We start from the raw sequence: 15,648 nt of genomic DNA, 5'->3' as shown, positions 1-15,648 counted from the left end.
TCGTCCGTGTGAATTGATCCGCATAGATGAACGGAACGCTCTGCATTTCATTCAGGTTCAGATTCAATGAACCGCTGTGAGTCAGAGTATCCGGAGTCCATTCCAGAATGAATGGCTGATCGTAATCGATCTGAACAAGGGCTGGAACGGTAAACACATAGCATTCCCGTTCGATATCCCATTGTCCTTCCAGACTGTTTTCTCCCTGTTTCAGTTTGATGCTTGTCAGCTCAGGGCCGGTATCTACCTTCACCGTGTAGCTGATACTCTTCTTATTCTTACCAAATAAAATATACGTTAACGGCTTACTGAAATCATTGACACTCTCACCGCTGATCTGCTCACCATTGGCCGTCGTTACAGAAAGTACGTTCTCTGCTTCAAATACAGCGACTAACTGAGTCAAATCAGTCGTTTCATCGACCTTCACCGTGATCGTGTTTCCTTCAATGACCGTTTCACATGGCTCAACACCCTTAAAGGTGAAAGACGTCATCACTGCATCCTTATCCGGAATTGCTTCATCGACAACCAGAACCATGTAATCTTTTGTATTCTCATCATTTTCTTTATCTTTCACAACATAAGTCAATGTATTCGTATAATCATTAACCGTAACCCCGCTTGATTGCGGAACATTGGCAACTAATACATCGGCTTTATTCATATCGGCTTCACTGCCTTTATAAGACAAGCCAAATCTAGCAATCAAGGCTGATTTATCCGTCAGCAGCGGCACTGTGACAATGATCTTACCGCTGAGCGAATCAATTTCTGTATGTGTAGATATCACTCTGCCTTGCCTATCTAATAATTCAAACTGATTAATCAGATAAGGCAGAAGGGCTGGTTTGACAACCGTAATATCAGCGGTAACCATTTTATCCGGGGCCGTCGGCGACATTGCAATAATTGTTGCTTTACCTTCTTTTAACCCCATAATCTTGATTTTTCCAGTTTCATCTACAGCCACGGAAGCAATATCCGGATTGCTTGACTTAAATTGAACTTTGGCTTTTTCACTTTCATTCTTTTCAGAAGGATCAGCATTCAGTACCAAGAAGCCCTCAGTGACTGCACCTACTTCGATCTGTCCGTCATTTAAAGTGAAATCAAGACTTTCAATAACTACCTTTCTTACCGTAACCTTGAGCGTTTTTGTAAATCCGCCCTTAGCGCTGGTCATTGTAATATCGGCAGTACCTGGCTGATAAGCTTTTAATACTGCGCCTGATGCATTGCCGGTGACGGAAACGATTTCCGGTGCTGAGGTTGTCCAGTTTACATAAGCTGTTCCTTCACCATCCGCAATGATCTTGATGCCGATTTGTTCCTCACAGCCTTGATCATCAAGGATCATCGTCAATGCGTCATCAACAATAAGATCACTTGTCCACTGAATATCCGTGATTGAAGCAATAGCTTCCATGATGTGAACAGTACAGCTTTGTGTCAGTACCTTATCTTCATTGCCAGACTCACTGATTGTCGCTTTCAGATTCACAATAACATTTGTTTCCTGACTGACTGAATTAGCTGTCAAATGTACAGATTCTGGATTTTCCGATGCAGAATCGAGGGTAATCGTCGCCTCAGTTAAAGGATTGCCATCCAGATCACTGATACTCCATTCATACTTGATGCTGGCCTCTTCGGTTAAGGAAGGAGTTAATAAAGCAACCAGCATCGCATCGCTGCCGCTTTCCATTGTAATTTCAGTTTTGTTTAAGCTGATCTTATATTCCGGAATTTCGTTGACCTGAATGACCAATGTCTTTGAAACACGGCTCTCTGTATCTGCCGGACTGATCGTAATCATTGCGACACCTGGACTGAGTGCATGAATCAAGCCATTCTCATCAACACTTGCGATCGTATCCTCAGAAGTGCTGAAGATTAGGTTAGGATTGCTTGCTGCTTCATCCGCTTCTGCGATTACTTGTAAGGTTGTACCCTGCTTCATTTCAAGGATACCGCTCAAATCGTTTCCTAATTCATCCTTTACCGAAATGCTTGTGACTGGTGTTTTAGCTTCAGCGCTGACGATAACGTTGGCAAAAGCTGTCGTGCCGTTTACAGTAAGCATGATCACGGCTGTTCCTGCTTTGCCGAATGTTTCGATACTGGCCTGCAGCGGATCTTCCATCGGTGTAACCTTAACGATTGTTGGATCGCTGCTTTCCCATTGAATGCTTAAATCTTCTTTATTTCCCGTGTATGAAGCATAAGCGGTCATGATTTGCTTTTTATTGAAAGCCAGTGAGGTTGCTGATGGGTCAAGGGAAAGACTCTTGATTAGACCGGCCTGTTCATGGATCGTTACCGGAATCGAAGCCAGCACACTGACGGTCAGATCCTCTTCTCCTTCAATCTCTGAAGGAATTTGTTTCGTATACTTGCTGAGTGCTGTGATCGTGATTGGTTTTGGACTAACTGCTTTGGCAGTGATCACACCGGTACGCGGATCAATAGTCAGATAGTCGCCTGTTTCATCACTGCAGCTCCAGATGATTTCTGAAGCCTTTGGATCAGAAACAAGCGTTCCGTGATTATAGAAAGCAACGCCCAGCTGTTTTATTTCACTGCTGATCATTTCCAATGAATCGATCTCGATTCCATCAGGCAGTTTTTTAATGCGAATCTCATCCACTGAGTCTGTAATTTCAGGCGGTGTCATACTTGAAGTAACAGTTATTTCAAGCTGAGCGCTTATACCATTACCCGTTGACACCTGAATCACGGCGCGTCCTTCTTTTATACCTTTTAATACACCCTCTTGAATAATTTGTACGATATGATTTTTTAATTCAGGATTTTCATCCTTATCATCAGGAACGTACTCTGAGCCGTCCGGATTCATTTCCTCGATCACTTGCCAGCTGACATCGCTGATTAAAGCATCATATGGTACTGCCAATAAGGAATAATGAGCCGAATTATCAACTAACAATTCAGTAGGTCCGATAATTTCAATGGATACCAGAGGATCTTCTTGAATTGTGATCTTACATAGATTACTGATTATTTCAGTATTTGCTTTCGCTCTGGCTCTGATCGTTACTTCTTTTGTGTTCATAGCTTCCGGAAGCGGCTGTGCTTTGACTGTATAAATACCGTTCATAGTGCTAATTTGGACAGCACTTGAACTATTTACTTCTTCATACATGCCGTTGCCTGTCTCATCAATTTCCCAAATCAATTCAGTATTGGTGGTTTCTGCCGGTTTGATCTGTATCGGCAGTTCCTTTTCATCACCTTCAATAATTGTGATGGAAGATTTTCCTAACTGAATGGCTTCCAGTTTGACTTCAGTAATCAATACAACACATTGCGCGCTCTTGCCATTGGCTGTTTTTGCCGTAATGATCGCATAACTGTTTTCACCAGGCACGACACCGGCGGCTGGACGGATATGAGCGCTGCTGCCATTCGCCGTTAGTTCAATAATATTTTGTTTATCAACCGTCCATGTAACTGTTTTATCAGCGACACTTTCAGGTGTGATCGTTGCGATTATGTCAAAACCGGTCATATCTTTTGAGCCGAGTTTGACGAAGCTGTTGTTCAGTGTCAGACCGCTGGCAGTAATTCCAGTTGTCTTCAATGTGAACTGAGCACTGACCTGACTGCCATCGCAAGCTTCAGCGGTGATAATGACGTTCCCTGCTTCTTTATTAATTTTAAAGCGGCCGATGCTGGATGTTTCATCAAGTACCGTTACTGCATTGTTATCAGAAACATGCCATTTTAAAGTTTTATTAGTTGCTTCATTACCATCTGTACCTTGTATAGAAGCGGTTATCAGAACTGTTTCACCGACTTCACCGCTGGCTGGTCCGCTTAACTCAATCGATTGAATCAGAACTTCATTATTAACAACGCGAACTGCAGCTGATGCCTGTTTATTGCCGGCGGTGGCGGTGATGACCGCGCTGCCCGGCGCTTTGGCGATCAGCTGGACTGTCTTTCCTGATCCCTTGATTTCCACAATGGTAGGTTCACTGCTTTCCCAAAGGAAATCTGTTATACCGCTGCCTTCATTTACAATCGCGGTCAATTCTTTTTCATTGCCCTTGATCATCGTAATAGAGGTTTCACTTAGCTTTAATTCTTTCAGACTTGCGGCAGTGACCGTTACGGTACATACTGCGCTGAAGCCGCCATCGGCAGAAGTTACTGTGATTTTAGCCGTACCTGCACGATGCGGAGTCACTGTCCCGAAAGCATCAACGCTTGCAATTTCAGGATAATCGCTGCTCCAAGTAACATTTTGATTCGTCGCTTTTAAACCATTGGCACCATATACTGTTGCCCGCAGCTGTTGAGTATCACCCTCAGCCACCATGGTAATCGCTGTACGATTAGGCGTCACAGCGGTTGCTTTCACATTACCGATGAATACCTGCAGTTCTCTTCGCAGCGGATTGCCGTCGATATCCAAGGCTTCACTTTCTGCGATGACGGTAATTGTCTGACCAGCAATAGCATTTTCATTTGCTTTGACCTTAACCGGTCCTTCAATGGCGCCATTCAATGCCGTGCCCTGCAGATCCGTAAAGATGATTTGACTGTTAGGGCTTGACCATTTTATCTTTTGTGATACCTTGCCAATCGGATTTACACTTGCGGTAATATTTTGACTGACACCCGGCATCAAGGTAAGGGAAAGCGCGTCGAAGCTGATCGAACGTGCAACCGCTTCTTGAATAACAACTTTCCGTTCAATACTTAATGTTTCAACCGTTCCCTGACTGATCTTGCCTTCGACACTGCAGCGGATCGTAGCCGTACCGGCTTTTAACGCGGTCAGCTTACCGTCATGAATACTTACCAAGGCTTCCTCACCTTCCGGCGTTACAACTTCCCACTCAAAATTGCGGGCGCTGGCATGAGTCGGCAGGTATGAAGCAATCAGATTCAGATCATCACCGACCCGCACGATTGTATCGGCAAGCGGCAGACCCGCACTGGTTAAAATCTCATCAATCGATTCGACATAAATGACCTGATCGCTGACTTTGATTGTGATTTTAATTGGTTTAGCCTGCAATGCTTCGTCTAATCGGCTGTCAACTTCAGGAGTGATCGTGATTTCTGTATCACCTAATACGTTTTTACCTTCACCCTTTACAAAGGTGATTCTGCCCATTGAATCTACACTGGCAACAGCAGGGTTGCTGGAAGTAAAGATCAATTTCTTATTCGTTGTTTCAGCGGGTTCGAAATTAACTGTTAATTGTAAGTAATCGATATTTTGATCGACACCGATTTCCTTTGATCCTTCAAGAATGGAGATGGAAGTCGGATAAATCTCAACAATATTGATACGGGCATTGGCGATGATCGTTCCATCTTCAAGACTGGTTGCTGTAACACGGATTTCACCTGGTGTTTTTAATGTCAGATAACCATTCTCGTCAATTTCTGCTAAAGGGGTCTGAAGCGTATCGTCGACATTTTCAACTCGCCATGTAACTGAAGGATTCGTTGCCGCCTCCGGGATTGGTTTAGCTTTTAATTTTATGATGCTGCCTTTACCTAAATCCGTTGGCACTTCTTCAGAATATGCCTCATTCGTTTCAGTATTGATAATCGTTAAGCTTTCTACTTTTGTCCAAGCGACCATGACCGTTACCGTATCCATCACATTGCTGTCTTTACCGATACCGGATGTCAGTGTAATCTGCGCTAAATCGCCGATCTTTGCTTGATCACTTATTTTTACCTTTGTTTGTCCATCTTCTTCAATGATCATAAAACGTGTCGGATCACTGCTTTCATAATGGAGCTGGGCATCTTCTGCCAATACCAGCGAAGGTGTAACTTCTGCTTTCAAATCAATAGATGAACCAATTTGTCCGCTTAAGTATCCCTGTCCTTCTGGCAGGATGATTTTAACCGAGTCAACGACTGCCGGTACGACTTCAATAGTAAATACCGCTGTCATATCGGTACCGTCCATTGCCGCGGCTGTTACCTGATAACTGCCTAAGGCACTGACTGTCACAGTTCCTGTTTCACTGATAACAGCATCGCTGGTCTCTTCATAATTCTCGTCAACTTTTTTCTTGATTGACCAGCTTATCCGCTGATCCGTTGCGTCATCATTCACAAAACCTTTTAATTTTTGCGTTGGATGCGCTAGATCCATCGTATTGTTTCCTTCGATTTGAATTGATGTGACTGGGTTGCCGACAGTAAATTGCAGCGTTCCTTTCACACCTTCCGCTGTTTGCGCACTTACCTCGGCAGTCCCTGCTTTCAGCGCGGTGATTTTTGCCAGTTTATCATTTTCACTGTCGACCTGAATGGCAATGACACTTGGATCACTGCTGTTCCATGTCAGGGCTTCATCGATTGGCTGCAGCGCGGCTTGTAGGCCAACGCTGTCACCAACCTTTAATTGCGTTGTATGTTCAGGATCGATGAAGGATAACACGACGCTTGTGGTTAAAGCCTGAACTTCTACTTTTGCCTGAGCGATCTGTCCGTCCTGAGAGGTTGCGGTTATGACTGCACGGCCAGGAATCTTCGCTGTGATCTTGCCATTTTCATCAATGGCTGCCACACTTGGCTGACTGCTTGACCAGGCAACGATGGAGTTGATATTTTCACCGGTGATCGTTGCATTCAGTACAGCTGTTTCATTTGTTTTTAAAATTAATTGATCTTGATTCAGTGTGATTTTGGATTTTGGTCCTAATTCTGGTGTACTGTCATTTACACGCCATGTGAGGTAATCATCACTATTTGGCTGAGCCTTGACCCAGTCATTGAGTTTATTCACTAGATTTGGTGTCTGTGTGATGTTGTTTTTGATTACAGATGAAGACATACCTATAACATTAGTTTCTGAAATAGTTGAATTTCCTGAATATGCTACTTTGCCATCATCGTTATCATAATAACAATTTTCTAATTTTGTATTTCCATTAATTGAACCAATGATTCCCTTAACTGTTTTAGCCTCTGTATTTGTATTTTTTGATGATGTTACCGAATAGCAATTTCGAATAATTTTCAATACTGCTCCATCTGTTCGGCCAACCAATCCACCAACATTTACATTCGTATTCACGAACACTACATTATTACTGTAACAGTTTTCCATCAAATGACTATCACCAGTTACACTTCCCCAGTAACCAATAATAGCACCCGTATGTGTACCATTTACAAGCGTTGTATTGCTGACAGAACTATTTGTTATTTTCAGATATTTACCAGCGCCATTACTTACTTCTGCAAGTAATCCGCCTGTACTGTTAGGATAACCTTCAACATAAGCGTTATCAACTGAACAATTATCAATTTCAGCCCTGCCATATACGATCCCTATCATTCCTGAAGGAAGTGTTACTCTGCTGCTTGAAGGACCATATACCTGAACATTGGACACATGAACATTGCTGATTATATAAGTTGTATCATTACCATAAACATTACTTACTAATGTACCATATCCAACCTGATCCGTTCCTGCGACATTAAATTTATCCAGCTTAATATTCACATCAGTGAGGTATAAATCGTGAATCTCTCCATTTTTAACTAAACCAAACAACCCTACCATTGTAGTATCGCTTAAAGATGTAATTGTTAAATTTTTAATTGTATGGTTATTGCCATAAAATTTACCCATAAAATTACCATATTCAAGGCTCCCGATCGGTGTCCAGTTTTTATTACCTAAATCAAGATCACTATCCAGATAAATACTGATACCTTCATAAGTAATACCTGCCTTTGTTTGCTGGGCAATATAAGCTAATTGTTTTGGATTTACAATATGTATTACATTATTTACAGGTTCAATTTTCTCAGCAGAACCATCCCATGCTATGCCAAAATCATGTTTAGATTTTATATTTAATGTAATCACATCATAGATATTTGGATTATTAATTGATTCAGCTCGAACAGTTATGCTTCCTGCAACCGAGCCAGTATCTAATAATCCTTTATCACTTAAAATGGCTTGGGTATTTACATTATTGATAATCGACCACTTAATCTGATTTGGATCTGCATCTAAAGGCAAAATGGAAGCTGACAATGAATATACTTTATTTGTCTCTATCCCTTCTTCTAATACTGTTATTTTTATACTCGTAATTTCAGGCTTAGGCTGCATTACTATCAATGTAGAGGTAGAAGAAGGATATTTGCTGTCAAGAGGTATCATTGTTATAGTGGCAACATAGGTATTAGTGAATTCATTGATAACTTTTACAAGACCATTGTTATCTACCTGCACCTTTGGATTATTACTAGTATATTTAACTGCAACATCAGATGCACCAAAAGGTAAAATCTCTTTTTCTAATTGCAATGTCTCACCAGGATAAACTTCCTTAACAACAGGTAAAACTTTAATACTTTCAACATCAGGCAATCCAAAATAAGGATAACCTTCTTTTTGTATTGTCCATGTATTAAATTTTTCTACAGAATTACTCACCCATGTATTTAATTTATTAATTAAATTATCAGCCGATGAAGAAGGACTTTTCATAACATCCGTTGTCATGCCCTCAACATTATTTCGTGTGACTTTACCCTCTTCTTTCATATCAATAGTTAAACCAGATGTTTGAGAATTATAGTAGACATTATTTAATTTTAAATCTTGAGATTTCTCAATACCTACAAGATTACCGGCTATTAGTTTCTTGTCTACTGAATTATTAACTTTCAATACCGAATATACATTTTCAATTAAAACTGGATATTTAGTTTGAATGATACCAGAAATAGCTCCAATATAAGATGTATTAATTAAATATTTATTTGTAGTATTATATATTACTTCTGCATAACAATTCTTAATTATAGCCGTTCTATTACTGCTATCTGATTGGTTAATATAGCCAACCAGACCCCCAATATAACAGCCGTCCTGCATCGTTACATTTTTAGCAAAACAATTTTTCATACTGAAATAAGTTGATGCGCCAGTTACTTCACCGATAATACCACCGAGACTATTCGTTTTTCCTATCACTGTAGAATTTTCTACTGAACAGTTATCAATATTCACATTGATAACATCACCGCCTAATCCGCCGATCATAGGTGTATTAACCTCAGTATCGTCAGCTTTAACATAAGCATTTTTTACTTTTATATTTGTTATATTGCTGTCATATGCATAAGCGAATAAGGAACCAGCTCCAAAATTATTGATTCCGCTAACTTCATCTAAATTCATATTTACAGTGTCAAGAATTAAATTTTTTATTTCAGCATTTCGTACCACACCAAATAAGCCAAACTGATTGATACCAGGGCTAGCACCAATAGAAATATTTTTAATAGTATGTCCTCTGCCATCGAAATTACCCTTGAAGATTAAAATAGGCATCCAATTTTGGTTATTTAAATCAATATCATTTTGTAATATTAATGTTTTTCCTTCAAACCAATTGTACCTATCTTCGTAGGCTTGCTGCGCAATCCATGCTAACTCACTTGGTTTTGTGATATAAATATAATTTCCATCACTATCCGGTTCATCAACCGTAACTCCATCCCATTTGGTTCCTGACTTTATAGTAATGATTCGTTCCGCAATTACGCCATCCAATATTGCCTGAACCGTAAACGTTCCAGCTTTATAAGCTATTAATGTACCATCAGCTGATACTTCCGCATAGTCATTGATTTTTTTAACTTTAAAATATAGACCGCTTGTATCAACAGACTCTGGTTCAACTTCTGCTTTTAGCTTAACTGTATCACCAACTTTGATTACCCCAGGGTCCTTGATCGTCAGACTCTGTACTGCTGCTTCATCCTCTAATACGACTATCTGCGCAGTATCTCGGCATATCTCTGCACCTTTTTCCTTTACGATCATTTCAATAATTGCACTTTGATGTGTAATGGCACTGTCACTAACTGTAACTCGTCCAAATTGATCAACACTGATCGTGTCATTGCCGCTGAGTACATGCCATTCATAGCTGAGATCCTTTCCTGCTACGTATGGACGCATAACTGGCTCTAGCAAAACACTTTCATTTCTTCGCATTTGGATATAATCTTTCTTTAATACGACTGTAAATGATTCAGAATCACTTAATTGTGGATAACCCTCTGTTCCATTAATCCACATACTGCCATTTTCAGGAAGATTTTCATTTAAATCATTTACTAATGCTTTTTCTTCACTTGAAGCTGCTTTCATATATGCATCAGAGCATCGCTTCATCATATCTTCAAGTGTTGTGGAGTCAATGATGATACTTCCTTGATTGCCGACGCTTTTCTTATTTTCAACAGCTATTTCACCGCTTGCATTTTCGAAGCGCTTTTCTTCATTCCATGCATTATTCACGATGGATGTATAGTATCCATTCGTAGGCTGCGCATAACCAATAATGCCGCCAGGACGATTTGCATTTACATGATTGGTTAGATCTGAATTTGAATAGTTATTTTCTAATGCGATGTAGGAATTAACCTGACCCACTAAGCCGCCTGTATATACCGCAAAACCTGGATTACTCAGTGTTGAATTGATCACTGAATGCGTATATGAATTCTGAATCGTAAAAGCTGTGGCAGCCGTTGATTCTAAGGAGGCATTATCAGATCCAATGACTGTACCGATGATACCGCCAAGATTGACCCAATCTAAACTTGATTGGTGAGCTGTAAGTTTACCTTCTGTAAAACTATTGATTACTTTTCCATTATAAGCAATTGCTTTACCTATTAAACCGCCGCCGATTCTCGATGTAATATCACTATTTAACACCGCTGTATGATTCAGGCTGACGTTATACTGTGATAAACCGATTAAGCCGCCAGCTGTTCCGGTTGTATTGATGGATACATCAACGGCAGTGACGCCATTAATTTCTGTATCCTGTGCCTGTGCGGCTAAAGCACCATTATAAGAATCAGGTAATTCATTTTGAATTGAAATATCTCTAATTGTTATGTTTTTTATCGCTGCATTATTAATCCACCCAAACAGACCATTTAGAACGTTTGTATCATCTATCAAAATATGGCTGATTGAATATCCCTGACCATCAAAAATACCACTAAAATAATTACCATTGCTTCCAATTGGTGTCCAAACAAATGAGTTATTCTTGCCAAGATCAATATTTGTTTCTAATAAGATCTTTTTATCGGCAAAAGTATTGCCGTTGTTTACGCTATCAGCAATCCATTTCAATTCACTGGCCATCGTTATATGATAGGCATCATCATAAAAATCAGGCTGACGGCTCGCAACACCGTCCCACTGTGTGTCCTGAATGGTCATTGTGTAACTGTCTCTGATTGATGTGCCTTCTATTTTTGCTACTACTGTAACTTGTCCTGCTTTTAATCCTTTTATTATTCCTGTATCTGAATCGATAGAAGCAATTTCACTTTCAGTTACAAGATTTTCTAAACCGGCAGGATTTAGATCAATGTACCATTTTACAGATGATTTATTTGCATTGATTGGTGTTGTGGTAACACTCAATCGTTTTGTCGTACCCACCAATAAATCACTAGGTGTATTTATTCTTAATGAAGTGATTGCATCTTTTTCTACGATTCTCACCTTAACCGTTTTAGTGATTTCACCATAGGATGCAATTAAATCTACTTCTGTTCCAACGGCAGAGTTATTGGCAGATACAAGTCCATTAGCATCTACACTTACGCCGCTCGTATCAGGTGAAACTCGCCATGTTGGATTGGCTTCACGACTCGCATAATAAGGCAGCAATGTTGAATGAAGCTGTACACTGCCATTTTGATTCACATAAACGATTTCTTGTCCGTTATCAGACAAAACAGGATATATATCGATATCGGTAACTGCCGGTATCGTAAATGCCGGCCATACGCCCTCGGCGCCTGCCCATGGATTATATGTATATCGCTTGCCTTGCGGATCTAACGGCATAATCGTTGTACTTAGAGAATCAATATTGGCGGTTAATGATTTCGCAAAAGATTCATTTTTCATGCTTTCTTCTGTCTTACTCATCATTGTTGACCCATAAGAGCCTGCGTCTTTGCCAATTGCCGGTAATCCATTAGCTGCACTTCCAGAATAAAAGATGTTATCACTACTTAGTTTGTTTGTGTTATTTAAACCAATTACCGCTCCAGTCGTATCTTTACTTGCGACATCATTAATTACTGAGGAAGCAGCGTAGTTATTTTTCATCTCTAAGACAATTGGACTATCAACTAATCCGATTAATCCACCAATTCTTATTTCCCGATCAGCTACAATATCAGTTGCCGTAATCGTACTAGTTGAATAATTGTTTAAAAAATATAAACTGCCAATTACACTAAAATCTTTAATTCTACTTTCAATATTAGAAATAATTCCACCAGCAATTACAATATTGTCAGTTGGACTCGGATAAGTGAGCTGCAGCTGATTATTAATGGATGCACAGTTAACGATACCACCTGGACCATATTTGCCAAACACTGTTTCATCAGTTATCGGTTCCCAATCGGAAACAATACCACCTATGTTTCTTCCTTGCAGCGTCGAATTTTTCACAGAGCAATTAATAATCCAACTACTGTTGGATAATACACAAGTAATACCGCCAACTGGGGCAAGACTTGTACCGCTTGCCAAGATTTCGGCATTCTCAACATGTACATTGATAACCTTCGACTGTAGTACATCAGCACTGACAATACCCAAATTATGGTAACTAATGTCTGAATCTTGAAATTTAACATTTTTAATTGAGAAGTTCTGAAGTAGACCATTTCGAGTAACACCAAAGAGACCTTCAAATAATCCTTCTTCATTATTTGTTAGCATGAGATTAGTAATTGTTTTACCATTTCCTTCAAAGGTACCCTTAAAAGGCTGTACTCTATCTACTCCTATTGGTTTCCATGGGATAAAATCAAGATCAATGTCATTCTCCAAGATAATCGTTTTACCTTCGAAACTGATGCCCTCACGTGTCTGTTGAGCAACCCATGCAAGCTCCTCGCCAGTATAAATATGATATGTATTTCCATCATTTTTTGGCGGTGTTGCACTTATGGTTCCACTCCACTTCTCTTCTGCGCTGGCTGTTACTTCCGTTGCCTTTACTTCCTGTACTCCTATTTCTGGTATATAAGCTGATAAGCTCACAGCCATACATAGAGCCATTCCATATTTAAGCGCTTTCATCATTCCCTTTAACATCTTCCTCTTCTCCTTTCTCGCCTTATACTTTCTTGTTTCCTTTGTGCCATATTTCCCTTCCTCTTTCCTCACAAAAAAATCTGAACCGTCTAATGTTCAGCTATTTTTACTTATTACTTCGGCTTTGTCTTTCCTCAATCCTTCTGCGGGTTGACTCTGCCCATTCATAGCCATACATGTAATCATCTTTGTATGGATAGGCTTCCGTATTTCCTTTAATAAATTCATAATAATCACAGGTTATGCGATTGCGATTGATCTTCACTACCCCATAACCTACATCAAATAGATCATCAATTCCTTCTGCATTAAAAGCGTCTCTTAACAGACGCAGCGTATACCTGAAGGATCGTTTAAGACTCACATCATTGATGCGGTTCTTCCATAATGTAGTGATGATGTCCTTGTTGCTTACAAAGTCTCCTTCATTATCGATGAGATAGGCCAAGAGTTCTTTTGCTTTAAGGTTCTTAAAAAGCAAAGGCTGACCGTCGATAAAAACAGCGAAACGACCAAAGGTTTCGATATAAATAGATTTCATTTTACACCCCTTAATTCTCACCGTCTCAAAATGTATACTTTATAAGACAGCTAGAAAACGACCATAAAATGAATAAAAAAGATGATAAAATGCAAAAATATGTTTACAAATGACAAAAAACGACCTATAATGAGCATAAACACACTGTCTCATAAAGTATACTTTATGAGACAGTTCTCATATTGTTCCAATATTTTCCAGTTATTACGATGACTCCCGTAATAAATATTTCTATAACGCAATAAAAAGAGATAAGAGTCAATTCTCTTATCTCACTCATATCATAAAACTTTATAACTAGATTTAAAACACAATGTCAGATTCATTTATTAACCATATTATTTCAAAATCAATTTGCCAGAATTATAGTTTTCATTAAAAATGATAAATTAACATTCTCTTAAACTCACTGTTATCTGTTTGAAAAAATCAGCACACCAGATGTTAAGAACCGATCTGTCGCGAATAAATGGTTCAACATCTCTTTTTGCCTGTTCAAAATCAATAGTATCAAATCGCTCATTAAGCATTGACTTTATTTCTTCTATTGAGCATTCTATTTCATTCGTGATGTATCCAGAGTCAATAAGCCGTTGACGCAGATGAAGTCTATTAACTGAAGTACCTCTTGAAAGATAAAAAATGTAATCATACAAATCTCTGCCTTTTATACGATTTTTCCATGCCCGACAGATAACTGCATGAATTTTACCAGCAAATAATGATGGCATATCATAGAGTTTAACACTATAAGGGGCGGGAAGCAGCCGATATTTATATTCAAATCCAGCAAAGGCAGGCGGATTTACATCAACCTCAAATTTAATTTTTATAACTTCATTATTTGCTGCATTTCCGGCAATTCGTTGATCCGCATAGAATAATAATAAGTGTTCCTTTGTATTTCCTTTCAGAAAAGCTGAACGAATATTGCTTTCCTTTGTCTTTTCCTTTTCAGTAATAGATACATTTAATCCAAAAGATTTAACTTCTTTTTCGAGAATAGGAAAATATGAGGTTAAATCAAAATCTTTATCCGCTGTTTCTAACGAGAAATCTAAATCTTCAGAAAAGCGATCAAGTCCGTAAAAAATTCGTAATGCCGTTCCTCCATAAAATGCTGCTTTATCAAAAAAGCCAGCTCGAGATAAGCCACATAAAACAATCTCCTGCATGATTTCTTTCATTGCGTTTTTTTCATCATATATATTTTCTACCTTATATTCCTTCAACATCTGTTCTATATTTGAATTCATTTATGTAGCCTCCTCACTAAAGTACACAGTCGTTTAACATTAGTTGTATGATAATGTTCTGATAGTTCTATAATGGATTCGGTATCCAAATTCTTCAAATCCATATCATCAATTCTAAGACTTTCATTCAACAGCAAATGTAATTCTTCTGCATTTGAGGCTGGGGGTAAAGTATACAGCATATCACATACAGCTTTTTCAGGTGTTGCTATTCGATAATAATAAGTACCTTCCTGCATTAATTTAAGACCTAAGGGAAAAACTTCTGAAGGTACATCGCGATATGTAAATGTACCAAACATTGTTTCATATTTTTTTGACTTTTTCTTTTCAAAAGTTGCGGAAGTAACCGTATAGACAGCCTCAGGGATTAAACCATAGAAGCTAAGAGCATATTCAAATGAAATATAAGATGGACCATAAATACTTCCAGCAAGCAAAAAACCTGGTGTACTCTTTTCTGTTTCATATAAACCTTTAACAATAGGAAAAATGTCACCCTTTTTTACCATACGAGATAATTTTGTCCGCGGGCTTGAATATTCACTAAGTTCATCTAAAATCATATTAGTAGTTTTTATCATATTTTCACCATATAATACAATTATATGCAATTATCTGGTGAAAATCAAGCGTTATTGATATAATCACATTCCATAATAAAA

General features: G+C 38.9%; 4 protein-coding genes. All 4 read right to left on the bottom strand.

Translation table 11 applies throughout. The features are described from left to right. On the bottom strand, positions 1-13,186 hold a 13,186-nt coding region (locus DAHG_RS17920; RefSeq protein ID WP_026881072.1), incomplete at its 3' end, for an Ig-like domain-containing protein. A 106-nt stretch (positions 13,187-13,292) separates the two neighbouring features. Beyond that, the gene (locus DAHG_RS20235; RefSeq protein WP_022939328.1) at positions 13,293-13,727 is read right to left on the bottom strand and encodes a hypothetical protein; all 435 of its coding nucleotides are present in this window, start codon (positions 13,725-13,727) and stop codon (positions 13,293-13,295) included. A 389-nt stretch (positions 13,728-14,116) separates the two neighbouring features. Continuing rightward, positions 14,117-14,983: a nucleotidyl transferase AbiEii/AbiGii toxin family protein gene (locus DAHG_RS17910; protein WP_022939728.1), complete on the bottom strand. Its 867-nt coding sequence runs from the start codon at positions 14,981-14,983 to the stop codon at positions 14,117-14,119. Further along, complete coding sequence (locus tag DAHG_RS17905) at positions 14,980-15,567, bottom strand: type IV toxin-antitoxin system AbiEi family antitoxin domain-containing protein (protein WP_022939727.1); 588 nt, start codon at positions 15,565-15,567, stop codon at positions 14,980-14,982. The genes DAHG_RS17910 and DAHG_RS17905 overlap by 4 nt, the downstream gene beginning before the upstream one ends. Positions 15,568-15,648 lie beyond the last annotated feature (81 nt).

Origin of the sequence: Dielma fastidiosa (assembly GCF_000313565.1) — a bacterium.
GTDB classification, from domain to species: Bacteria; Bacillota_I; Bacilli_A; order Erysipelotrichales; family Erysipelotrichaceae; genus Dielma; species Dielma fastidiosa.
This window is presented reverse-complemented; position numbering and strand designations above follow the sequence as displayed.

Excerpts from the sequence above, each read along its gene's own strand:
- DAHG_RS20235 (WP_022939328.1), bottom strand. The coding sequence starts at position 13,727 with ATGAAATCTATTTATATCGAAACCTTTGGTCGTTTCGCTGTTTTTATC.
- DAHG_RS17910 (WP_022939728.1), bottom strand. The coding sequence starts at position 14,983 with ATGAATTCAAATATAGAACAGATGTTGAAGGAATATAAGGTAGAAAAT.
- DAHG_RS17905 (WP_022939727.1), bottom strand. The coding sequence starts at position 15,567 with ATGATAAAAACTACTAATATGATTTTAGATGAACTTAGTGAATATTCA.